Genomic DNA, 21,711 nt, shown 5'->3' with positions numbered 1-21,711 from the left:
CGGCCGGCGTCGGGGCCGGTTCAGCTCAGATCGGATCGCAGAGCAGCTTGGACAGGGCCGCGATATTGGCCGCGCTCGGAACCTGCGGCTTCATCTCGTCTTCCTCGGCGGTGGCGTTCTCGTGCGCCTGGATCGCCTTGACCATCTCGTACTGGTTTTCCCAGCTGATGGTCGCGCCGGGCGGACAGAGATCGCGCAGGGTGCCGAACCAGTAATAGCCATCGGCGCCACCGAACAGCTGGTCGATGCCGCCGGCATCGCCGGAGGACAGGCCATGGGCCGCCAGGACCAGCTTGAGCTTGTGGTGGGAGACTGAATAATGCATGGAATTTCCTAGAGAGCCGGTCGTCGGGCCGGCGATTGTACTGAAAGGGCGGCCCAGCCCCGGACAAGACAAAGCCCGCGGCGAGCCGGGGCTCGGGCGGGCTTGGGCGGGGTCCCTTGCGGGGCCGGGCGGGACTCAGGTCCCGCCTGGGCTCATCACTGACCCAGGATGCGGGCTTCCATCTGGGCCTTGGTCGCGACCAGCTCCTGCGGCAGGTGGTAGGCCAGCTTCTCGAAATGCTCGTCGTGCAGCGCCAGCTCGGCCTTCCAGTGCTCGGGGTTCATGTCGGTGACCGACGCGAACTGCTCGCGGCTGAAGTCCAGGCCTTCCCAGTTGATTTCCTCGTAGGTCGGGCTGATACCGAAGGCATGGTCTTCGCCTTCCACCTGGCCTTCGATGCGGTCGATCATCCACTTCATGACGCGCATGTTCTCGCCGTAGCCCGGCCAGACGAACTTGCCATCAGCGCCCTTGCGGAACCAGTTGACGCAGAAGATCTTGGGCAGGGTGTGGCCGGTCGCTTCGAGCTTCTTCTCCATGTCCAGCCAGTGCTGGAAGTAGTCGCTCATGTTGTAGCCGCAGAAGGGCAGCATCGCGAACGGGTCGCGGCGCACCACGCCCTGGGCGCCGAAGGCGGCTGCGGTGGTCTCGGAGCCCATGGTCGCGGCCATGTAGACGCCTTCGATCCAGGTGCGGGCTTCGGTGGCCAGCGGCACGGTATTGGAGCGACGGCCGCCGAAGATGAAGGCGTCGATCGCCACGCCGTTGGCGTCGTCCCACTGCGCGTCGAGCGCCGGGTTGTTGGTCGCGGCGACGGTGAAGCGCGAGTTCGGGTGCGCGGCCTTGGCGCCGGTCTGCTTGGCGATCTCGGGCGTCCAGTCCTTGCCCTGCCAGTCGATCAGGTGCGAGGGCACGACGCCGGTGTCCTTCTCCATGCCTTCCCACCAGACATCGCCGTCATCGGTCAGCGCGACGTTGGTGAAGATCACGTTCTTGTCCAGCGAGCGCATGCAGTTCGGGTTGGTCTGCATATTGGTGCCCGGAGCGACGCCGAAGTAGCCGGCTTCCGGGTTGATCGCGTACATCTTGCCGTCGGCATGGGGCTTGATCCAGGCGATGTCGTCGCCGATGGTGGTGACCTTCCAGCCCTTGAAGCCGGCTTCCGGCGGCACCAGCATCGAGAAGTTGGTCTTGCCGCAGGCGCTCGGGAAGGCGGCAGCGATGTGGTACTTCTTGCCTTCGGGGTTGGTCACGCCGAGGATCAGCATGTGCTCGGCCAGCCAGCCCTGGTCGCGGCCCATGGTCGAGGCGATGCGCAGCGCCAGGCACTTCTTGCCCAGCAGGGCGTTGCCGCCGTAGCCGGAGCCGTAGGACCAGATCTCGCGCGTCTCGGGGTAGTGGACGATGTACTTGACGGTCGGGTTGCAGGGCCAGCTGGTGCTGTCCTTCTCGCCGGCGGCCAGCGGGGCGCCGACGGTGTGCATGCAGGGAACGAAGTCGCCGTCGGTGCCGAGCACGTCATAGACGGCCTTGCCCATGCGGGTCATCAGCTTCTGGTTGACGGCGACATAGGCGCTGTCGGTCAGCTCGACGCCGATGTGGGCGATGTGCGAGCCGAGCGGACCCATCGAGAACGGCACCACGTACATGGTGCGGCCGGCCATGCAGCCGTCGAACAGCGGGTTCAGGGTGGCGCGCATCTCGGCCGGGGCCATCCAGTTGTTGGTCGGGCCGGCGTCTTCCTTCTTCTCGGAGCAGATGTAGGTGCGGTCCTCGACGCGGGCCACGTCGGACGGGTCGGAGCAGGCCAGGAAGCTGCCCGGGCGCTTGGCCGGGTTCAGCTTCTTGAAGGTGCCGGCGTCGACCAGCTGCTGGCACAGGCGGTCGTATTCTTCCTGCGAGCCGTCGCACCAGTAGATGCTGGCAGGCTTGCACAGGGCGGCCATCTCGGCAACCCAGGCGATCAGCTTGGCATGTTTGACGTAGGCGGGGGCATTGATGCCCTGCAGCACGGGTGCGTTCATGGGAAAGGCTCCAGAGAATAAAAAAAGCGATATGGAAAATCGTCGGCCCTGACGCTTTTCCATATCCCTTTTCCGGCAAAAAACCTCTTCTCGGTCGGCGCCCGGTTCCGCTCGCGCACAGGCTAGCGAAGGGCTGTCAGGCGCGGATTTGACCCGCAAACTGCCCCGGTATCGGCCAAGGTGGGCTATTTTACGAAACCGCCATGAAACTGGCTAGCACCATGACATGCAAAAAATGCATGGATCCATGCCGGTCAACGTGGGCCGAATCGCCAGGCTTACCCTATTGGCGCCCGGGCCGCGCTGCGCTATGGTTCGCGCAGCGGCGACCCCGAGATCGCCTGGAGAGGAGCAGCATGGCCAAGCGCTCGACATCGCCTGCGCAGACATGGATGGCGGCCCCGGACTGCCCGCCCGAGCCGGCCTTGCCCGAGCCGCTGCCGCAGGTTCCGAAGGCCGGCACCCGGCCGGCCGACCCGGGCCAGCTGCTGCTGCCGGTCGGCATCGAGCAGGCGCCGACGCTGGACCTGATGTGCTCGCAGCTAGTGCTCGCGCTGGCGGCCCGGCTCGGTCCGCGCTTCGACCTGCGCAGCGAACTGGTGCCGCTGATCGGACTGAGCGGCCGCCACTGGGTCTGGCCGCTCGGCCTGCTGCAGCGCCTGCGCGCCTTCCTGCAGCGGCGCTGCGGCGACGAAGGCCCCTGGCAAGGCCAGTCCCGGCTGGACGACCGGGCCTGGCTCGACCGCTTCGGGCTCTGGCTCGGCCCCTACGAGGAAGGCAGCCTGTTCTTCCACCTCGACGACTATGCGCGCGAGGTGCCCAAGGACCTGCGGGTACTGCTGGCGAGCGCAGCCGGCTGGCTGGGCCGGCACCTGGGCGGACAGGATTGCCTGCTCGAGCGCAATATCGCGGTGCTCGGCGAACTGCTGCAGCTCAACCCGGCCGAACAGGCGCTGCTGCGCTACGGCACGCTGGCGCGCTACCAGCGCGAGCTGCGTGCGTTGCTGCTCGAGTTCAAGGTCGGCAATGCGCACGAGGCCTACGCGGCGATCGCCGAGGTCGCGGGCGCCGCGCCGGCCCAGCTGGCCGAGGCGCTGCGCGCCGGCAGCCGGCTCGAGCGCCTCGGCCTGCTCGAGAACCTGCTACCCGAGCACCACATCACCGACCTGGCCGACCTGATGAAGGTCAGCGAGCGGCTGCCGCCGGTGCTGCTGCGCGAATACCGCGACCGCCAGGAGCTGATGGCGGTGTTCACCCGGCCGGCACCGCGCTCGGAACTGGGGCTGGCCGATTTCGACTTCGTGCGCGAGGACGCCGCCCTGCTCTGCGCGCTGCTGCGCTCGGCGGTGGCGCGCCAGGAGATTGGCGTCAACCTGCTGCTCTACGGCCCGCCCGGCACCGGCAAGACCGAGCTGGCGCGCGTGCTGGCACAGGCAGCCGGGCTCGAGCTGTTCGAGGTGGAATGCGCCGACCGCGAGGGCCATGCGCTGAGCGGGCGCGACCGCTACCGCTCGCTGCAGATCGCCCAGGTGTTCCTGCAGGGCTCGGCCCGCTCGGCGCTGCTGTTCGACGAGGTCGAGGACGTGTTCCCGGCGCTCGATGGTGCAGCCGGCCGGGCCGGCGAAGGCCGCGCGACGGCGCCGGGCGCGGGCGGCAAGGGCTGGCTGAACCAGCTGCTCGAGCACAATCCGGTGCCCACGCTGTGGGTGACGAACCGGATCGAGCAGATCGACCCGGCGGTGCGGCGCCGCTTTGCCTACCACCTCGAGCTCGGCAGCCCGCCGCCGGGCGCGCGCGAGCAGCTGGTGCGCAAGGCGCTCGAGGGGGTGCCGAGCTCGCCCGAGCTGGTCGCGCGCCTGGCCGGGCGCAGCGGGCTGACGCCGGCGCAGATCGGCACTGCGGTGCGCTTCGCGCGCCTGGTGGCCGGCGACGGCGCCAGCCAGCCCGAGCCAGCCCGAGCCAGCCGAAGCCGCCGCGCGGCGCTGGGACGAGCTGATCGAGCGCCAGCTGCGCCAGGCCGACCTGGCGCTGGGCCGGCGCCAGGGGGCCGCCAGCCGGCAAGACCCGCTGCGCTACGGGCTGGAATGGCTCAACACCGAGTCGCGCCACGAGCTGCCGCGCATCATCGAGGCGCTGCGCGCGCGCGGCCATGGCTCGCTCTGCCTGCACGGCGTGCCGGGCAGCGGCAAGACCGCGCTGGCCGAGCAGCTGGCGCAGGCGCTGGGCCGGCCGCTGCTGCGACGCCAGGCCAGCGACCTGCTCGGCAAGTTCGTCGGCGAGACCGAACAGGCGATGGCCGCGATGTTCGCCGAGGCCGAGGCCGAACAGGCGCTGCTGCTGCTCGACGAGGCCGACAGCTTCCTGCTCGACCGGCGCGGCGCCCAGCGCCACCACGAGCTCAGCGAGGTCAACGAGATGCTGCAGGGCATGGAGCGCTTCCGGGGCATCTTCGTCTGCACCACCAACCTGCTGGAACGCATCGACGCCGCTGCGCTGCGCCGCTTCAGCTTCAAGATCCTGTTCAAGCCGCTGCGTCCCGAGCAGCGGCTGGCGCTGTTCGCGCGCGAGGCGCTCGGCGCGGCAGAGGCGCCGCTGGAGCCGGCCTGGCGCGCACGGCTGCTGCGGCTGGAGCTGCTCTGCCTGGGCGACTACGCGGCAGTCAGGCGCCAGCTCGAGATCCTGCAGGAAGCGCTGGACCCCGAGGGCTGGCTGGAACAGCTCGAGGCCGAGCACCGGCTCAAGCCCGAGGTCAGGGAACGGCGCAGCATCGGGTTCACGGACTGAAGCCGGCCCATCTCGTCGACCCCGGTCCGATGAACGGCTCCGAGCCCAGGCATCGCATGGATGGTGTCTCGGCAGGTGCCAGGCTCTGCTGATCTCAGGGCAAGGCGGCCAGGAACTGGCGCAACTCCGGCGTGCGCGGCGCACCGAACAATGCCTCGGGCGGCCCGACCTCGTGCACCTTGCCCTGGTGCATGAAGACGACGCGGTTGCTCACCTTGCGCGCAAAGTTCATCTCGTGCGTGACCATGACCAGGGTCATTCCCTGCGCCGCGAGATCCTCCACCACCTGCAGCACCTCGCCCACGAGTTCTGGGTCCAGCGCCGAGGTCACCTCGTCGCAGAGCAGCACCTCGGGGTCCATGGCCAGCGCGCGGGCGATCGCCACGCGCTGCTGCTGGCCACCCGAGAGCTGCTCGGGCAGATGCTCGAACTTGTCGGCCAGGCCCACGCGTGCCAGCAGCTGCTCGGCGCGCCGGCGCGCCTCGGCCCTGGGCAGGCCCTTGACCAGCGTGGGCGCCAGCATGACGTTGCGGCCGGCGTTCAGGTGCGGGAACAGGTTGAAGTTCTGGAAGATCATGCCGACGTTCTGGCGCAGCTCGCGCAGGGCGTCGGCCCGGTCGGGCTGCAGCGGCTGGCCATGGACCGTGAGCACCCCTTGCTGGAAGCGCTCGAGGCCGTTGATGCAGCGCAGCAGCGTGCTCTTGCCCGAGCCGCTCTTGCCGATGATGCAGACCACCTCCTGGCGGTGGATCTGCAGGTCGATGCCCTTGAGCACCTCGTGGCTGCCGTAGCGCTTGCGCAGGCCGCGGATGTCGACCAGCGGCACGGTGGCGGGAGAGAAGGGAGTGGAAGACATGGGCAGATCCGGTTCAGCGGGAAGCAGGACGCAAGCGGCGCTCGAGGTGCTGGCTCCAGAGCGACAGCGGGAAGCACAGCACAAAATAAAGCGCGGCGACGCAGCCGTAGACGAGGAAGGGTTCGTAGGTGACGTTGGCGATCAGCTGGCCGGCCTTGGTGACCTCGACGAAGCCGATCACCGAGGTCAGCGCCGTGCCCTTGACGATCTGCACCAGGAAGCCCGCCGTGGGCGGGATGGCCAGGCGCGCCGCTTGGGGCAGCACCACGTGGCGCAGCTGCTGGCCAAAGCCCATGGCCAGGCTGGCCGAGGCTTCCCACTGGCCACGCGGCACGGCCTCGACACAGCCGCGCCAGATCTCGCAGAGGTAGGCGCTGGCATAGAGGATCAGGCAGGCCGAGGCCGCCAACAGCGGCGAGGCGTTGATGCCGGCCAGTGCCAGACCGAAGTAGACCATGAAGATCTGCATCAGCAGCGGCGTGCCCTGGAACAGCTGGACATAGAGCGACACGCCGCGCACCGCGCCCGGTAGCCGGGCCGTGCGCAGCACGAGCAGCAGCAGTCCGAGCAGGCTGCCGCCGGCGAAGGCGATCAGCGACAGTCCCACGGTCCAGCGCAGGGCGATCAGCAGTTGACGGGCGATGTCCCAGAAGGTGAATTCAACCATGGCGAAGCTCCCGGTTCAGCGACCGAAGATCAGGCGCGGGCCGATCCAGTTCAGCAACTGGCGCATCAGCACCGCCAGGCCCAGGTAGATCAGCGTGACGACGATGTAGGACTCGAAACTGCGGAAGGTGCGGCTCGAGATCAGGTTGGCCGCGTAGGAGACCTCCTCGGTCGAGATCTGGCCGCAGACGGCCGAGCCCAGCATGACCAGGATCATCTGCCCCACGAGCGCCGGCCAGACGCGGCGCAGCGCCGGCGGCAGCACGACACGGGTGAAGATCTGCCAGCGATTCAGCGCCAGGCTTTGCGCGGCCTCGATCTGGCCGCGCGGCGTGGCGTCGACCCCGGCGCGCACCATCTCGCCGGCGTAGGCGCCCAGGTTCAGCACCATCGCGATCACGCTGGCCAGGGCCGGTGACAGCCGCACGCCCAGCGAAGGCAGGCCAAAGAACAGGAAGAACAGCTGGATGATGAAGGGCGTGTTCCGGAACAGCTCGACATAGGCCGCGACAAGGGCGCGCAGGGCCGGATGGCCATGCAGCCGGACCCAGGCGGCGGCGATCCCCGCCACCAGGCCGAGCGGCAATGCCACGGCACTCAGCGCCACCGTCAACAGCAGACCCTTGAGGAGCATGGGCCAGAGCCCGAGCACCGCGGCGAAATCCAGATCCATCATGCAAAGCCCGTCGAATGTGAAGGTCGATTGACGCAATGGGCGGCGCAGCCGCCGCCCCGTTGCGCGCTTCAGTCAGGCAGCTTGCCCAGGCCGCGGCCCAGCCAGCGCTGGGCGTAGCCCTCGAGCGTGCCGTCGGCCTTGGCCTGGCGCAGGATCTCGTTGACCTTGTTCAGCAAGGCGGTCTCGCCCTTGCGCACGCCGATGAAGTTGGGCGAATCCTTGATCAGCAGCTTGTACTCGGCCTGCAGCCTGGGGTTCTTCTGCACCGCGACGGCGGCCACCGCCGCGCCCACGGCCACGAACTGGGTCTGCTGCGAGACGAAGGCCGCAATGGTGGCGTTGTCGTCCTCGAAGCGCTGGATCTTCAGCGTGGCGGGTGCCACCTTCTGCAGCTCGTCGTCCTGGATGGTGCCGCGCGTCACGGCCAGGGTCTTGCCACCCAGGTCATCGAAGTTCTTCACGCTGATCGACTTGGGGCCGAACACCGCCTGGTAGAACGGCGCATAGGCCACGGTGAAGTCGATCACCTTCTGGCGCTCCTCGTTCTTGCCCAGGGCCGAGACGATGAGGTCGATCTTCCTCGACTGCAGGTAGGGAATGCGGTTGGGCGTACTGACCGGCACCAGCTCGGCCTTGACGCCGAGCTTGTCGGCAATCAGCTGCGCCGTCGCCACGTCCACGCCCTGCGGCTTGAAGTCCGGTCCCATGAAGCCATAGGGCGGGTAATCGGTGGGAATGCCCAGTGCGATCGACTTCTTGGCCAGCACGTTGCTGAGCGAATCGTCCGCGTGCACCGCAGCCGACGTGACCAGCGAGAGACCGGCGAGCACGCCGTAGACCAGGGCAGAGAGCTTGAATTTCATGGCGTTGGACCTTCGTTGAAACAGGGTTGGGGTGCCATGGTTCAGCACGATGCGTGCCAGCCTGTGCGCCGTGCGGGCAGGAGGCCCGCGCCGCGAGCGGGAGGCCGCCGCTTTCTCCTCTGTGGCGCCATGGCACGGAGGTGCCAGGCATCCGTCTTGCTTGGAAGGCTTGTTCCACATGAAATTCTGGTTTCGCAGCTTCATTGGAATGGAACACTGGTTTCAATATCGTGCAGGCTCGCCCCAAAGTGGGGAGCTTGCACAAGGAAGGAGCACAGGCATGAGATCCCCACCGCTTACGCTGGAACAACGCATCCGGCAGGTCCATGAGCAGCTCTCGGCCGCCGAGCGCCGGCTCGCCGACGTGCTGCTGACACACCAGCAGGCGCTGCTGGGCTATTCGGCGACCGAGCTCGCTGCCATGGCCGGCACCTCCAAGTCCAGCGCAGCGCGCTTCTTCCGCCGCCTGGGCTATGCCGGCTTCGACGAATTCCGCCAGCAGGTGCGGGAGCAGCAGGCGCAGAGCTCGCCGCTGGCACGCATGGCCCAGGTGCAGCGCAGCGACACGGCGCTGGCACAGCTGCAGGCCCACGCGCGCAACGATGCCCGGCGCCTGGAGGCCTGGGCCAGCGACATGAGCCAGCAGGCGCTCGAGGCGGCCCTGCCGCTGCTGGTGCGGGCGCGCCGGGTGGGCGTGCTGGGCTACCGGCACAGCCACGTGACCGCGTTCTACGCGCAGGCACTGCTGTCCCAGGTGCGCCCCGAGGTGCAGCTGCTCAACGAGGCCGCGGGCCACGAGGCCGAGCAGCTGGCGAGCCTGGGCGAGAAGGACCTGCTGCTGGCCGTGGACCTGCGCCGCCGCAGCACCCGCTTGCCGGTCATGCTGGAGGCCGCTCGTGCCGCGGGCCTGCGCGTGCTGCTGCTCAGCGACGCCCCGGTGTCGGCCCTGGCCGGCCAGGCCGATGTGGTGCTGCGCTGCGCCGCCGCCGCCGAAGAAGGCCTGTTCGACTCCTATGTCTGCGCGATCAGCCTGGTGAACTACCTGGCCACCGCCGTGGCGACCCAGAGCCACAGCCGGGCGCAAGCCCGGCTGGCCCGCATCGAGCAGCTGCATGCGGCGCTCGGCGATCTCGAATCCCTCGCATGAACCATTTCCGGACCTTTCCCATGCCCCTATTGCCCTCCCTGACCCTGGACCTGTTTCCCAACCCCGCCTTCGAACGCAGCGAGTCCTATGGCGCCGCCCGCAGCGCCGTGCTCGGCGCCCCGGCCCTGGCCCAGGCCGAGGCGGAACTCACGGCCTGGCCTGGCTACCAGCGCACCCCGCTGCGCAGCCTGCCCGCGCTGGCTGGCGCGATCGGCGTGGCCTCGGTGCACTACAAGGACGAGGGCTCGCGCTTCGGCCTCGGCAGCTTCAAGGCGCTGGGCGGCGCCTACGCCGTCGCGCGCCTGTTGTGCCGCGAGATCGGCCGCAAGCTCGGCCGGACGCTGCGCCCCACCGACCTGCTGGGCGACGCGCTGCGCGCCGAATGCGCGGCGCTCACCGTGAGCTGCGCCACCGACGGCAACCATGGCCGCTCGGTCGCCTGGGGCGCCAGGATGTTCGGCTGCGCCTGCGTGATCTACATCCATGCCACCGTGAGCGAAGGACGCCAGCGCGCGATCGAGCAGTACGGCGCCACCGTGGTGCGGACGGCGGGCAACTACGACGACGCCGTGCGCCAGGCCGATGCCGACGCACGCACGCACGGCCGCTTCGTGATCTCGGACACCTCCTATCCCGGCTACATGGACGTGCCGCGCGACGTGATGCAGGGCTATCAGCTCATGGTGCACGAGGCGGTGCAGCAGCTCGACCGCTGGCCCACCCATGTGTTCGTGCAGGCCGGCGTGGGCGGCCTCGCGGCCGCCGTCTGCGCCTACTTCTGGGAGCGCGATCCCGCGCGGCGCCCGGTGTTCGTGGTGGTCGAGCCGGACCGGGCCGACTGCCTGCTGCGCAGCGCGCGCCAGGGCCGGCTCACGGCCGTGACGGGCGAGCTCGATACGCTGATGGCGGGCCTGGCCTGCGGTGAGGTCTCGCTGCTGGCCTGGCAGATCCTCGAAAGGGGCGCCAACGCCTTCTGCACCGTGGACGACGCGGCGGCCGTCGCCGGCATGCGCCTGCTGGCCCACCCGCTCGGTGACGACCCGGCCATCGTGGCCGGCGAATCGGCAGTGGCCGGGCTGGCCGCAGCGATCGCCGCGCGCCAGGACGAGCAGGCCAGTCGCGCGCTCGGGCTCGATGCGGACAGCAGCCTGCTCTTCTTCGGCAGCGAGGCAGCGACCGATCCGGCGCTCTATGCCGAGCTGGTCGGCGAAACCGCGCAGGCCGTGGCCGAGCGGAGCGCGGCATGAACGGCGCTCCCCGCATCGATGCCGGGCGCCTGCTGGCAAGCCTGGAGGCGCTGGGCCGCTTTGGCGCCCTGCCCGGCGGCGGTACCAACCGGCTGGCACTGAGCGACGCGGACCGGGCCGCGCGCGACTGGACGGTGGACCGCATGCACGCGCTCGGCATGGCGGTACGCGTGGATGCGATTGGCAACGTATTCGCCCGCTACGCGGGTACGGAGCAGCGCGCGCCGGTGCTGACCGGCTCGCACATCGACACCGTGCGCACCGGCGGCCTGTACGACGGCAACTACGGCGTGCTGGCAGGGCTGGAGGTCGTGGCCACGCTGCGCGAGGCCGGCTTGCGCACGCGCCGCCCGATCGAAGTGGCCTTCTTCACCAACGAGGAGGGGGCGCGCTTCCAGCCCGACATGCTGGGCAGCCTGGTGGCGGTCGGCGGCCTGCCACTGGCCGAGGCACTGGCGACGCGCGGCATCGATGGCGCGACGGTGGGCGAGGAGCTGCAGCGCATCGGCTACGCGGGCCAGGCGCCGGTGGGTGCACCGCAGGTCGACAGCTTCGTCGAGCTGCACATAGAGCAGGGCCCGGTGCTGCACCAGCAGGGCCTGGACATCGGCGTGGTCGAAGGCGTGCAAGGCATCTGCTGGCTGGAGTTCACGCTCGAGGGCTGCTCCAACCACGCGGGCACCACGCCGATGGCGCTGCGCCGCGACGCCGGCCTGGTGGCCGCGCGAATCACCGCCTTCGCCCACGAGCTGGCGCTGCGCTACGGCGGCCGCCAGCTCGCCACCGTGGGCGCGGTCGAACTGCGGCCCAACCTCGTCAACGTGATCGCGCAGCGCGCCGTGATGACGGTGGACCTGCGCAACACCGACGGCGCGGCGCTGGCCCGCGCCGAGGCCGAGCTGCTGGGCTTCGCGACGCGCTGTGCGGCCGAGCAAGGCGTGGTGCTGGGTCAGCGGCGCCTGGCGCGCTTCGATCCGGTGGCCTTCGATCCGACACTGGTGGAGCTGGTCGCGCAGGAGGCACAGGCGCTGGGCCTGGGCACGCTGCGCCTGCCCAGCGGGGCCGGACATGACGCGCAGATGCTGGCCCGGGTCTGCCCCAGCGCGATGATCTTCGTGCCCAGCGTGGACGGCTTGAGCCACAACCCAGGCGAACACACCGAAGCCCATCACCTCGTGCAGGGCGCCCAGGTGCTGCTGCAGGTCCTCACGCGGCTGGCCAACCGGGCCGGCTGAACCCCTACCCGAACCGACAGGAGAGATTGCATGTCCCGAATCGTGAACGTGGCCCTGGGCCAGCTGGGCCCGGTGCAGCGCAGCGACACGCGCGAGCGCGTCGTCGCCAGGCTCTGCGAGATGATGCGCGAAGCGCACGCGCTGGGTGCCCACCTCATCGTCTATCCGGAGCTGGCGCTGACCACCTTCTTCCCGCGCTGGTACCTCGAGGACGAGGCCGAGATCGACAGCTTCTTCGAGCGCGAGATGCCGAACGCGGCGACACAGCCACTGTTCGAGCTCTCGCGCCAGCTCGGGGTCGGCTTCTACCTCGGCTATGCCGAATTGGCCGAGGAAGGCGGGACGCGCGTGCGCTACAACAGCTCCATCCTCGTGGACCGCGGCGGCCGCATCGTCGGCAAGTACCGCAAGGTGCACCTGCCGGGCCACGCCGAGCACGAGCCCTGGCGCCGCTTCCAGCACCTGGAGAAGCGCTACTTCACGCCGGGGCAGCGCTTCGGCGTCACCCAGGCCTTCGGCGGCACGATCGGCATGGCGATCTGCAACGACCGGCGCTGGGCCGAAACCTACCGCGTGATGGCGCTGCAGGGCGCCGAGATGGTGCTGATCGGCTACAACACGCCGGTGCATAACGCGCCGGCACCGCAGCACGACGACCTCTCGCTGTTCCACAACCAGCTCTCGCTGCAGGCCGGCGCCTACCAGAACGGCTGCTGGGTGGCGGGCGTGGCCAAGGGCGGACTGGAGGAAGGCGTGGACAGCATCGGCGGCAGCCTGCTCGTCGCGCCCTCGGGCGAGGTGGTGACGCGCTGCCTGAGCAAGGACGACGAGGTGGCGATCGCGCGCTGCGACCTCGACTTCTGCGCGGTCTACAAGCGCAGCACCTTCAACTTCGACCTGCACCGCCGGCCCGAGGCCTACGGCCTGATCGTCGCGCGCAAGGGCGAGACGCTGGCGGCCGACGGCACGCCCTGGCGCGACTGAGCCCGCTGCCGGGCAGCCGGGCGAAACTGGCATTGACCGCCCGCAAGACATTCGCCCCATAGGCCTGGAGCCTCTTGCGGTCCAGGCCCGGGATGGCTGCGGGATCGGACGGGCGCGGGCCCGCATTCGCTACATTAGCCGCTTGTGCAGTGAGCCCGAATCCGTCCACCCCCATGAAAATCGATTTTGATGGCGTGCAAGCCTTCGTGATGATTGCCGAGCTGGGCGGCTTCAGCAAGGCCGCGCAGCAGCTCCACATCACGCAGACCGCGCTGACGCGGCGCATCCAGAAGCTGGAAGCCTATCTGGACCTGAAGCTGCTCGACCGCACCACGCGCCGGGTCGAGCTGACCGCGGTCGGACGGGAATTCCTGCCGCAGGCGCGCAACATCGTGCATGACATGACGACGGCGGTCGAGCGCCTGAAGGACATGTCGCAGCGCGCCAAGGGCAACTTCACCCTGGCCTGCATTCCCTCCATGACCTCGCATGTGCTGCCCGAGGTGATCCGCAGCTATGCTGACCAGCATCCCGACAACCGCATCCGGCTGCTCGACGGGGCCTCGCACGAGGTGCATGCCGCGGTGCTGGGCGGCCAGGCCGAACTGGGCATCGGGGTGCAGGGTGAGAAGCACCCCGACCTGAGCGAGACGGTGCTGTTTGCCGATCCGCTGGTGTTCATCTGCCGCAGCTCGCATCCGCTGCAGGGACGCAGGAGCGTGAGCTGGAACGACATGCGCGATGCCGACCTGATCGGCATCAGCAGCTTCATGGCGACCCGGATCTTCATGGACTACCAGCTGGCCAAGCGCGGCATCCGCCTGCATGGCAACTACGAGGTCCAGCACCATGCCACCGCGATGAACCTGGTGGCCGCCGGGGTCGGCAGCGCCATCCTGCCTGCCTCCTATTTCCAGGAAGGCGACCGGCCGGACATGCGCAAGATCCCGCTGACCCAGCCGACGGTCAAGCGCAAGGTGGTGCTGCTCAAGCTGCGCCGCGGCGGCCTGTCGCCGGCGGCACAGGCCTTCGAGGCCGTGCTGCGCGAGCTGTCCGCCAAGCTCGTTTTCTGATGCGTTTTTCGCAAGAATCAAGACTCATTATTCATTTCCCAGAATAATTCCCACCCCAGAGAATCGGCCTCATATTTTTGGAGGCAGTTTCTATGGGCACCGACGTGCTTGTGATCGGTGGCGGCAACGCCGCCTTGTGCGCAGCCTTGATGGCTGCCGAAGCGGGGGCCAGCGTGACCTTGCTGGAAGCGGCACCGCGCGACTGGCGCGGCGGCAACTCGGCCCATACCCGCAACCTGCGCTGCATGCACGACGCCCCGCAGGACGTGCTGGTCGATGCCTACCCCGAGGAAGAGTTCTGGCAGGACCTGCTCAAGGTCACCGGCGGACTGACCGACGAGCACATGGCCAGGCTGACCATCCGCGCCTCGTCGACCTGCCGCAACTGGATGCGCAAACATGGCGTGCATTTCCAGCCGCCGCTCTCCGGCGCGCTGCATGTGGCGCGCACCAACGCCTTCTTCATGGGCGGCGGCAAGGCGCTGGTCAACGCCTACTACCGCAGCGCGGAAAAGCTCGGCGTCAAGATCCGCTACGAGTCGCCGGTCGACCGGCTGGAGATCGAGGACGGCCAGTTCCGCGCCGCCTGGTGCAAGGGCGAGCGCATCGAGGCCAAGGCCTGCGTGCTGGCTGCCGGCGGCTTCGAGTCCAACCGCGACTGGCTGCGCGAGGCCTGGGGCCAGAACGAGCGCGGCGAATGGCCGGCCGACAACTTCCTGATCCGCGGCACCGCCTACAACCAGGGCGTGCTGCTGCGCCACATGCTGGAAACGCACCAGGCCGACGGCATCGGCGACCCGACCCAGGCCCACATGGTGGCGATCGACGCACGGGCGCCGCTGTACGACGGCGGCATCTGCACCCGGATCGACTGCGTGTCGCTGGGCGTGGTGGTGAACCGGGACGCCAGGCGCTTCTATGACGAGGGCGAGGACTTCTGGCCCAAGCGCTACGCGATCTGGGGCCGGCTGGTGGCCCAGCAACCGGGCCAGGTCGCCTATTCCATCATCGACGCCAAGGCGATCGGACGCTTCATGCCGCCGGTGTTCCCGGGCGTCACGGCCAACAGCCTGCCCGAGCTGGCCGACAAGCTGGGGCTCGACCGGGCCACCTTCATGCAGACGCTCGACAGCTACAACGCCGGCTGCCGCGTCGGCCAGTTCGACCACACCGCGCTCGACGACTGCCACACCGAGGGCGTGAGCCCGGCCAAGACCCACTGGGCGCGCCCGATCGACACGGCGCCGTTCTACGGCTACGCGCTGCGCCCCGGCGTGACCTTCACCTACCTGGGACTGAAGGTGGACGACACCGCCGCCGTGCGCTTTGCCGGCCGCCCCAGCCGCAACCTGTTCGTGGCCGGCGAAATGATGGCCGGCAACGTGCTCGGCAAGGGCTACACCGCCGGGGTGGGCATGTCGATCGGCACCGCCTTCGGCCGCATCGCGGGGCGCAACGCCGCGCTGGCAGCAGCAGGCAAGCCCGCGCTGGCGGGCGCCGTGAAAGACGAGGTCTGAACCATGCAACACCTGACATCTTCCACCCCCAAGGGCCGCGTGATCCCGATCGTGCCCGTGCGCAGCGCCGCCGAAACCGAAGTGGCGCGCGCACTGCAGATCTGCAACGCCTGCCGCTACTGCGAGGGCTTCTGCGCCGTGTTCCCGGCCATGACGCGCCGGCTCGAGTTCGGCCAGGCCGACGTGCATTTCCTGGCCAACCTGTGCCACAACTGCGGCGCCTGCCTGCACGCCTGCCAGTACGCGCCGCCGCACGAGTTCGCCATCAACATCCCGAAGGCAATGGCCGAGGTGCGCGGCCAGACCTATGCCGAGTACGCCTGGCCGCCGGCGCTGGGCCAACTCTACCAGCGCAACGGCCTGACCCTGTCGCTGGCCCTGGTGGCGGCGCTGTCGATATTCCTGATGCTGGCCGTGCTGCTGCAAGGCGGCGGCCTGGGCGCGCTGTGGGGCGAGCAGCTGCAGGGCAGCTTCTACCAGCTGTTCCCGCACAACCTGCTGGTCGGCCTGTTCGCGCCGGTGTTCCTGTTCGTGGTGTTCGCGCTCTCCATGGGCGTGCGCCGCTTCTGGGGCGACATCAAGCCGGTCACGAGTGGCGTGGACGTCAGCGCCCCGGCTGCCGCCGAAGCCACGCACGATGTGCTCAAGCTGAAATACCTGGACGGCGGCCACGGCGAGGGCTGCCACAACGAGGACGACGCCTACACCCTCAAGCGGCGCCGCTTCCACCACCTGACCTTCTACGGCTTCGCGCTGTGCTTTGCCGCCACCAGCGTCGCCACGCTGTACCACTACCTGTTCGGCTGGGAAGCGCCCTACGACCTGCCGTCGCTGCCCAAGCTGCTCGGTGCTGCGGGCGGCGTGAGCCTGATGCTGGGCACGGCCGGACTCTGGCGCCTGAACCGGTCCCGGCACCCGATGCATGGCGATGCCAAGCAAAAGCCGATGGACCTGGGCTTCATCGCGCTGCTGTTCCTGGTCGCGGCCAGCGGCCTGGCGCTGTGGCTGGCGCGCAGCACCCCGGCGCTGGCCTTGCTGCTGTGCCTGCACCTGGGCGCCGTGATGGCGCTGTTCGCCACCCTGCCCTACGGCAAGTTCGCCCATGGCGTGTTCCGCACTGCCTCGCTGCTGCGCCACGCGGTGGAGAAACGCCAACCCAACCCGATCGGCCTCGGCGCCGACTGAGCCGATTTTTCACGTCAACCAAGGAGACAACCATGAACAAGCGCCATCTGCTGCGCACAGCCGCCTGCACCGGCCTCGCGCTGCTGGCCACCTCCTGGGCCCAGGCCCAGGAATTTCCGCCCAAGAAGCCCGTCACCATCGTGGTCGGCTTTGCCGCCGGCGGCGCGGCCGACTCTGCCGCCCGCCTGATCGGCAAGAAGCTCGGTGACCAGATCGGCGTGCCGGTGATCATCGAGAACAAGCCGGGCGCCGGCGGCAACATCGCGCACCAGTATGTCGCCAAGTCGGCCCCCACCGACGGCAGCGTGCTGCTGTTCGGCTCGGTCGGCCCGCTGGCGATCGCCCCGCACCTGATGAAGCTGCCCTACGACCCGGTGAAGGACCTGGCGCCGATCACGATGGGGGTCAACTTCCCGAACGTGCTGGTGGTCAACGCCGACCTGGGCATCAAGACCTTCGCCGACTTCATCGCCTATGCCAAGAAGCACCCGGGCAAGCTGGATTACGCCTCCACCGGGGCGGGCTCGGCCTCCCACCTGGCGGGCGAGCTGATGGACGACATGGCCAAGATCGACACCGTCCACGTGCCCTACAAGGGCGGTGCGCCAGCGCTGCAGGACCTGCTCGGTGGCCGGGTCGCGCTCTACTACTCGACCCTGAACACGGCCCAGGCCTATATCGACAACGGCAAGCTGATCCCGCTGGCATCCACCGGCAGCCAGCGCCTGCCGCAACTGCCCAAGGTGCCGACCATCGCCGAATCGGGCTACCCCGGCTACAGCGCCACCAACTGGTACGCCTTCGTCGCCTCGTCCAAGGTGCCGGCACCGCTGCTGGAGCGCTGGAACACCGAGCTGGTCAAGGCACTGAAGGCACCGGAAGTGGTGGCCGAACTCAACAAGCACGGCATGCCGCCGCAACCGGGCACGCGCGAGGCACTGGCGAAGGAAATCGAGCGTGAATCGCTGACCTGGGGCCGGGTGGTGCGCGACCGCAAGATCACGATCAATCAATAAACAAAGAACCAATCACTCGGTACAGAGGAGACAGACATGCGCTTCATCACATCCATCACCCGCCGCGCCCTGGGCGGACTGGTCCTGCTGCTGGCAGCACAGCTGGCGCAGGCGGCGGACATCCGGGTCGTCACCTCGGGCGCCTTCACCGAGGCCTACAAGAAGCTGGTGCCGATCTTCGAGGAGGCCTCGGGACACAAGGTCATCAGCGCCTACGGCGCTTCGATCGGCAATGCGCCGGACTCGATCCCGAGCCGCTTCGCGCGCGGCGAGAAGTTCGACCTGGTCATCCTGTCCGAAGGCGGGCTGGAAGCGCTGATGAGCGCGGGCAAGCTGGTGCCGGGCTCGCGCCTGGACATCGTGCGCTCGCAGATCGGGGCCGCGGTGCGCAAGGGCACGCCCAAGCCGGACATCAGCACGGTCGAGGCGCTCAAGCAGACCCTGCTGGCGGCCAAGTCGGTCGCCTACTCGGCCAGCGCCAGCGGCACCTACCTGTCGAGCGAGCTGTTCCCCAAGCTCGGCGTGCAGGAGCAACTGGCCAAGACCGGCAAGAAAATCTACAGCGAGCGGGTCGGCGCCGTGGTGGCGCGCGGCGACGCCGAGATCGGCTTCCAGCAGGTGAGCGAACTGATCTACTTCAAGGAGCTGGATTTCATCGGCACCCTGCCGGATGCCGTGCAGCAGACCATCTTCTTCTCGGCCGGCATGGTCGAAGGCGCCCAGGAGCCGCAGGCCGCGCGCCAGCTGCTGAAGTTCCTGACCTCGCCGGCGGTGGCCGACATCGTGCGCGCCACCGGCCTGGACCCGGTCGATCACCGCGCCCCGCTCGCGGCCAAGTGATGGAAGCGCCAGCCGCGCCAAGGCCCGCCCACCTGGGCGAGCTGTTCTGGGCCTTTTCCTCCTTGTCGCTGCAGGGCTTCGGCGGGGTGCTGGCGGTGGTGCACCGCGAGCTGGTGGAAAAGCGCGGCTGGCTGACAGCGGAAGCCTTTCTCGAGGACTGGGCCGTGGCCCAGGTGATGCCAGGCCCGAACGTGTGCAACCTGGCGCTGATGTTCGGCGACCGTCATTTCGGCTGGCGCGGTGCCGTCACGGCGCTGGCCGGACTGCTGCTGCTGCCCCTGCTGCTGCTGCTGAGCCTGGGCGCCCTGGTGGGGCAGCTGCCGGACCAGGCCGCGGTCGCGGGTGGCTTGCGCGGCATGGGTGGCGTCGCTGCCGGACTGATTGCCGGCTCGGCGATGAAGCTGCTGCTCGGCCTGCGGCGCCATGCGCTGGGCTTTCCGCTGGTGCTGCTGCTGGCGGGCGCCTCCTTCGCGGGCGTGGTGTGGCTGCATCTGGCGCTGCACCTGATCGTGCTCGGCCTGGGCGGGCTGGCCTGCGGCCTGACCTGGTGGTGCTTGCAGCGGAGAACCCGGTCATGAGCCTGGCGGACTGGCTGCAGCTGCTGCTGTTTCATTTGTCGCTGTCGCTGCTGGCGGTGGGAGGCGCGATCACCCTGGCGCCCGACCTGCACCGCTGGCTGGTCAGCGAGCAGGGCTGGCTGAACGAGGCGCAGTTTACCCAGTCGATGGCGCTGGCGCAGGCCGCTCCAGGGCCGAACGTGCTGTTCGTGGCGCTGATGGGCTGGAATGTCGGCTTTCAGGCTGCCGCTCCCGCTGCCGCGCCCTGGCTGGCGACCTTGCTGGGGGCGGCCGGCGCCCTGGTCTGCCTGCTGGGAATCATGACGCCGAGCTCGATCCTGACCTTGATCGCGACCCGCTGGTGCCAGAAGCACCGCGAACGGCTGGGGGTACAGGCGTTTCGCCAGGGACTGGCCCCGATCGTGGTCGGCCTGCTGCTGGCGACCAGCTGGCTGCTCGGCCGCTCCGGTGGTCAAGTGGCGCAGGATGGCCGGCTCTGGCTGCTGACCCTGGCCTGCACGCTGCTGGTCTGGCGCACCCGGCTGCACATGCTGTGGCTGCTGGCCGCTGGCGCGCTGCTCGGGATCATGGGCTGGGTTTGAGTCGGCCAGGCTGCCTCAGGAGGCGCTCTGGGAGTCGCCGTCGATCGGCAGCATCTGCCCCGAAATCGAGCGTCCGGCCTTGGACGCCAGAAAGACCGCCATCGCGGCAATGTCGGCCGGGTCGACAAAGTGCTTGATCGACTGGTTGGCCAGCGCGGCGGCGGCTTCCTGTGCGACGCTGCGTCCGCTGACCGCTGCTCGGCCTTCCAGCACCTGCTGGATGCGCGGTCCCTCCACAGCGCCTGGCAGGATGGCGTTGACCCTGATGCTGAACTCGCCCAGCTCGCGCGACAGGGTCTTGGTGAAGCCGATCAGGCCCCACTTGGTGGTCGAGTAGACACTGCGATTGGGATAGCCGCAGCGACCGGCAAGCGAGGACATCACGAGAATCGACCCCGCTGGCGACTGCTTCAGGTACGGAATGGCGGCCTGCGTGACCGAGAAAGTGCCCGTGAGATTGACGCGCAGCACAGCGTCCCAGGCATCCGGGTCCATGGTCTCGACGCTGGCGGTCGGCCCGGCAATGCCCGCATTGTTGACCAGCACGTCCAGCCCGCCCAGGGTGGTCACGGCCTGCTTGACCATGGCCTGCACGCTGTCACGGTCGGCGATGTTGCAGAGGCTGGTGCTGACAGCGGGCAGTTGCGCGCGCAGCGCCGCCAGTGCCGACTCGTCGATGTCGCAGACATGAACCTGGGCGCCGGCCTCAATGAAGGCCGTGGCAATGGCGCGACCGATGCCGCCGGCGCCGGCCGTGATCAGGACGCGCTGCGTTTGGGGTGTCGTCATGGAGATTCCTTGCTGAGATGAATATAATTACCTGAGGCATCAGGAGTTTTGCGCTTCAGGCGCAGGCCACGCGGATGAAGTCCGGTATGGGCACCGCCTTGAGCTTGCCACTGGCGCCGCGCACGCACAGGGCACGCGTCTCGCGCCCCTCGCAGATCAGGTCCTGGCCACGCATGATGCGGTGCTGCATGCGGAATATCTTGCCGCGCCACTCTTCGACGCAGCTGTGGATCTCGATGCGCTCGCCATAGGTGACCGAGGCATGGAAGCGGGTGTGGATTTCCAGCAGCGGACCGCCGACGCAACCCGGCAGCTGCTGGATGTCGCGCCAGGGCGGCAAGCCGCAGGCGTGGAAGAAGTGATCGGTGGCGGCGTTCATCCAGCGCGAGTAATTGGGAAAGAAGACGATCCCGGCCGGGTCGCAGTCGCCAAACTGCACGTCGACGCCATATACGATGGTCTTGTTCAACACGGACTCCAATTAAAATGATCCGTATTGTTCTGCAGGCGTCACGTTGACACAGTCGTTGTCACGACACTCGTGATCCGGGTTTTCCCTGGGATGGCTTGCAGGAGTCACCGATGTCGAGACCGCAACGGCCCCCCTCCACCTCCCTCAGCCTGGATGAACTGCTGAACCAGTCCGCCTGGTTCACCGCGCTTGATGCGGCGGCACAGCGACAGGTGCGTGCCGATGCGTCGGAGCGCGTGGTCGCCCTGGGCCAGTCGCTCGGCCATCATGGCGAGCGCCAGCATGCCTGGTTCGGCGTGCTGGAAGGCCTGATCAAGTGGTCGATCACGGCCGCCGATGGCCGCACCCTCACGCTCGGCGGCCAGTCGGTCGGCAGCTGGTTCGGCGAAGGCACGCTGCTGCGCGATGCACCGCGCCAGTCCGACCTGATCGCCTTGCGCCACAGCCGGGTGGTGCAACTGCCACGGCACACCTTCGACTGGCTGCGCCAGCAGCAGCCCTCGTTCACTGACTACCTGCTGCGCCAGGTGAACGAGCGCCTGCACTGGTTCATGGGCAATCTGGTCGCGCGCGGCCTGCTGGACACGGACAGCCAGGTGGCGCGGGCACTGGTCGGCATGGTCCATCCGCTGATCAATCCGCGCGGCGAACGTCATCTGCAGCTGTCGCAGGAAGAGCTGGCCAACCTGGTCGCCGTCTCGCGCCAGAGCTGCAATGCCGCCCTGATGCGCCTGAAGGAAGCCGGGCTGGTGCGCATCGAGTACGGCGGCATCTTCGTGCTCGACCTGCCTGGCCTGCAGCAGCTGGCGCAGTAGCGGCCAGCGCGGGCCCTGCCCTAGGGCCTGTTAACGCA

At 68.7% G+C, this 21,711-nt stretch carries 21 protein-coding genes and 1 pseudogene; 14 read left to right on the top strand and 8 right to left on the bottom strand.

Annotated features, from left to right (window positions below):
• Positions 1-25: 25 nt before the first annotated feature.
• Positions 26-325, bottom strand: a complete 300-nt coding sequence (locus C6P64_RS11435; RefSeq protein WP_105748696.1) for a hypothetical protein — start codon at positions 323-325, stop codon at positions 26-28.
• Between the two features lie 155 nt (positions 326-480).
• Positions 481-2,349 carry a phosphoenolpyruvate carboxykinase (GTP) gene (locus tag C6P64_RS11430; protein ID WP_105748695.1) on the bottom strand — a complete coding sequence of 623 codons (1,869 nt, stop codon included), beginning with the start codon at positions 2,347-2,349 and terminating at the stop codon, positions 481-483.
• Between the two features lie 203 nt (positions 2,350-2,552).
• Here C6P64_RS11430 and C6P64_RS18765 point away from each other — a divergent pair.
• Together C6P64_RS18765 and C6P64_RS18550 are read left to right on the top strand one after the other, a co-directional pair.
• Positions 2,553-4,061: pseudogene (locus C6P64_RS18765) on the top strand (AAA family ATPase); the annotation flags it as partial.
• Between the two features lie 460 nt (positions 4,062-4,521).
• Positions 4,522-5,133: an AAA family ATPase gene (locus C6P64_RS18550; RefSeq protein WP_245911707.1), complete on the top strand. Its 612-nt coding sequence runs from the start codon at positions 4,522-4,524 to the stop codon at positions 5,131-5,133.
• Between the two features lie 94 nt (positions 5,134-5,227).
• Here the strand turns inward: C6P64_RS18550 and C6P64_RS11420 are convergent, their stop codons facing one another.
• The 4 genes from C6P64_RS11420 to C6P64_RS11405 form a co-directional block, all read right to left on the bottom strand.
• Positions 5,228-5,989 carry an amino acid ABC transporter ATP-binding protein gene (locus tag C6P64_RS11420; RefSeq protein ID WP_105748694.1) on the bottom strand — a complete coding sequence of 254 codons (762 nt, stop codon included), beginning with the start codon at positions 5,987-5,989 and terminating at the stop codon, positions 5,228-5,230.
• Between the two features lie 13 nt (positions 5,990-6,002).
• On the bottom strand, positions 6,003-6,656 hold the full coding sequence (locus C6P64_RS11415) for an amino acid ABC transporter permease (protein WP_105748693.1): 654 nt from the start codon (positions 6,654-6,656) through the stop codon (positions 6,003-6,005).
• A gap of 15 nt (positions 6,657-6,671) precedes the next feature.
• Positions 6,672-7,328 (bottom strand): amino acid ABC transporter permease, encoded by a 657-nt coding sequence (locus C6P64_RS11410; RefSeq protein ID WP_105748737.1) that lies wholly within the window; start codon positions 7,326-7,328, stop codon positions 6,672-6,674.
• 71 nt (positions 7,329-7,399) lie between these two features.
• On the bottom strand, positions 7,400-8,194 hold the full coding sequence (locus tag C6P64_RS11405) for a transporter substrate-binding domain-containing protein (protein WP_105748692.1): 795 nt from the start codon (positions 8,192-8,194) through the stop codon (positions 7,400-7,402).
• A gap of 280 nt (positions 8,195-8,474) precedes the next feature.
• Here C6P64_RS11405 and C6P64_RS11400 point away from each other — a divergent pair, with 280 nt between their 5' ends.
• The 11 genes from C6P64_RS11400 (at position 8,475) to C6P64_RS11350 (ending at position 19,597) form a co-directional block, all read left to right on the top strand.
• Entirely contained in the window at positions 8,475-9,341 is an 867-nt protein-coding gene (locus C6P64_RS11400) for a MurR/RpiR family transcriptional regulator (protein ID WP_105748691.1), read from the top strand.
• A gap of 20 nt (positions 9,342-9,361) precedes the next feature.
• A complete protein-coding gene (locus C6P64_RS11395) occupies positions 9,362-10,588 on the top strand; it encodes a diaminopropionate ammonia-lyase (RefSeq protein ID WP_105748736.1) in 1,227 nt (408 codons plus the stop codon).
• On the top strand, positions 10,585-11,823 hold the full coding sequence (locus C6P64_RS11390) for a Zn-dependent hydrolase (protein ID WP_105748690.1): 1,239 nt from the start codon (positions 10,585-10,587) through the stop codon (positions 11,821-11,823). Before C6P64_RS11395 ends, C6P64_RS11390 begins: the two co-directional genes overlap by 4 nt.
• Before the next feature lie 30 nt (positions 11,824-11,853).
• Complete coding sequence (locus tag C6P64_RS11385; RefSeq protein ID WP_105748689.1) at positions 11,854-12,807, top strand: N-carbamoyl-D-amino-acid hydrolase; 954 nt, start codon at positions 11,854-11,856, stop codon at positions 12,805-12,807.
• 173 nt (positions 12,808-12,980) lie between these two features.
• On the top strand, positions 12,981-13,880 hold the full coding sequence (locus tag C6P64_RS11380) for a LysR family transcriptional regulator (RefSeq protein WP_105748688.1): 900 nt from the start codon (positions 12,981-12,983) through the stop codon (positions 13,878-13,880).
• Positions 13,881-13,972: 92 nt separating this feature from the next.
• Complete coding sequence (gene tcuA, locus C6P64_RS11375; RefSeq protein WP_105748687.1) at positions 13,973-15,397, top strand: FAD-dependent tricarballylate dehydrogenase TcuA; 1,425 nt, start codon at positions 13,973-13,975, stop codon at positions 15,395-15,397.
• A gap of 3 nt (positions 15,398-15,400) precedes the next feature.
• Positions 15,401-16,582 carry a tricarballylate utilization 4Fe-4S protein TcuB gene (gene tcuB, locus C6P64_RS11370; RefSeq protein ID WP_105748686.1) on the top strand — a complete coding sequence of 394 codons (1,182 nt, stop codon included), beginning with the start codon at positions 15,401-15,403 and terminating at the stop codon, positions 16,580-16,582.
• A 32-nt stretch (positions 16,583-16,614) separates the two neighbouring features.
• A complete protein-coding gene (locus tag C6P64_RS11365) occupies positions 16,615-17,598 on the top strand; it encodes a Bug family tripartite tricarboxylate transporter substrate binding protein (protein ID WP_105748685.1) in 984 nt (327 codons plus the stop codon).
• Positions 17,599-17,634: 36 nt separating this feature from the next.
• A complete protein-coding gene (locus C6P64_RS11360) occupies positions 17,635-18,438 on the top strand; it encodes a substrate-binding domain-containing protein (protein ID WP_105748684.1) in 804 nt (267 codons plus the stop codon).
• Positions 18,438-19,016 (top strand): chromate transporter, encoded by a 579-nt coding sequence (locus tag C6P64_RS11355; protein WP_105748735.1) that lies wholly within the window; start codon positions 18,438-18,440, stop codon positions 19,014-19,016. Before C6P64_RS11360 ends, C6P64_RS11355 begins: the two co-directional genes overlap by 1 nt.
• Positions 19,013-19,597: a chromate transporter gene (locus C6P64_RS11350; RefSeq protein WP_105748683.1), complete on the top strand. Its 585-nt coding sequence runs from the start codon at positions 19,013-19,015 to the stop codon at positions 19,595-19,597. Before C6P64_RS11355 ends, C6P64_RS11350 begins: the two co-directional genes overlap by 4 nt.
• A gap of 15 nt (positions 19,598-19,612) precedes the next feature.
• On the opposite strand, the gene C6P64_RS11345 is transcribed toward C6P64_RS11350, so the two are convergent.
• Together C6P64_RS11345 and C6P64_RS11340 are read right to left on the bottom strand one after the other, a co-directional pair.
• The gene (locus C6P64_RS11345; RefSeq protein ID WP_105748682.1) at positions 19,613-20,386 is read right to left on the bottom strand and encodes an SDR family oxidoreductase; all 774 of its coding nucleotides are present in this window, start codon (positions 20,384-20,386) and stop codon (positions 19,613-19,615) included.
• Positions 20,387-20,441: 55 nt separating this feature from the next.
• Positions 20,442-20,855: an acyl-CoA thioesterase gene (locus tag C6P64_RS11340; protein WP_105748681.1), complete on the bottom strand. Its 414-nt coding sequence runs from the start codon at positions 20,853-20,855 to the stop codon at positions 20,442-20,444.
• 113 nt (positions 20,856-20,968) lie between these two features.
• Here C6P64_RS11340 and C6P64_RS11335 point away from each other — a divergent pair, with 113 nt between their 5' ends.
• Positions 20,969-21,673: a Crp/Fnr family transcriptional regulator gene (locus C6P64_RS11335; RefSeq protein ID WP_105748680.1), complete on the top strand. Its 705-nt coding sequence runs from the start codon at positions 20,969-20,971 to the stop codon at positions 21,671-21,673.
• The last annotated feature ends 38 nt before the right edge of the window (positions 21,674-21,711 follow it).

Source organism: Malikia granosa (genome assembly GCF_002980595.1).
GTDB lineage: Bacteria > Pseudomonadota > Gammaproteobacteria > Burkholderiales > Burkholderiaceae_C > Malikia > Malikia granosa.
Note: the sequence above shows the minus strand (reverse complement) of the source record. Positions and strands in the feature narration are given on the sequence as shown.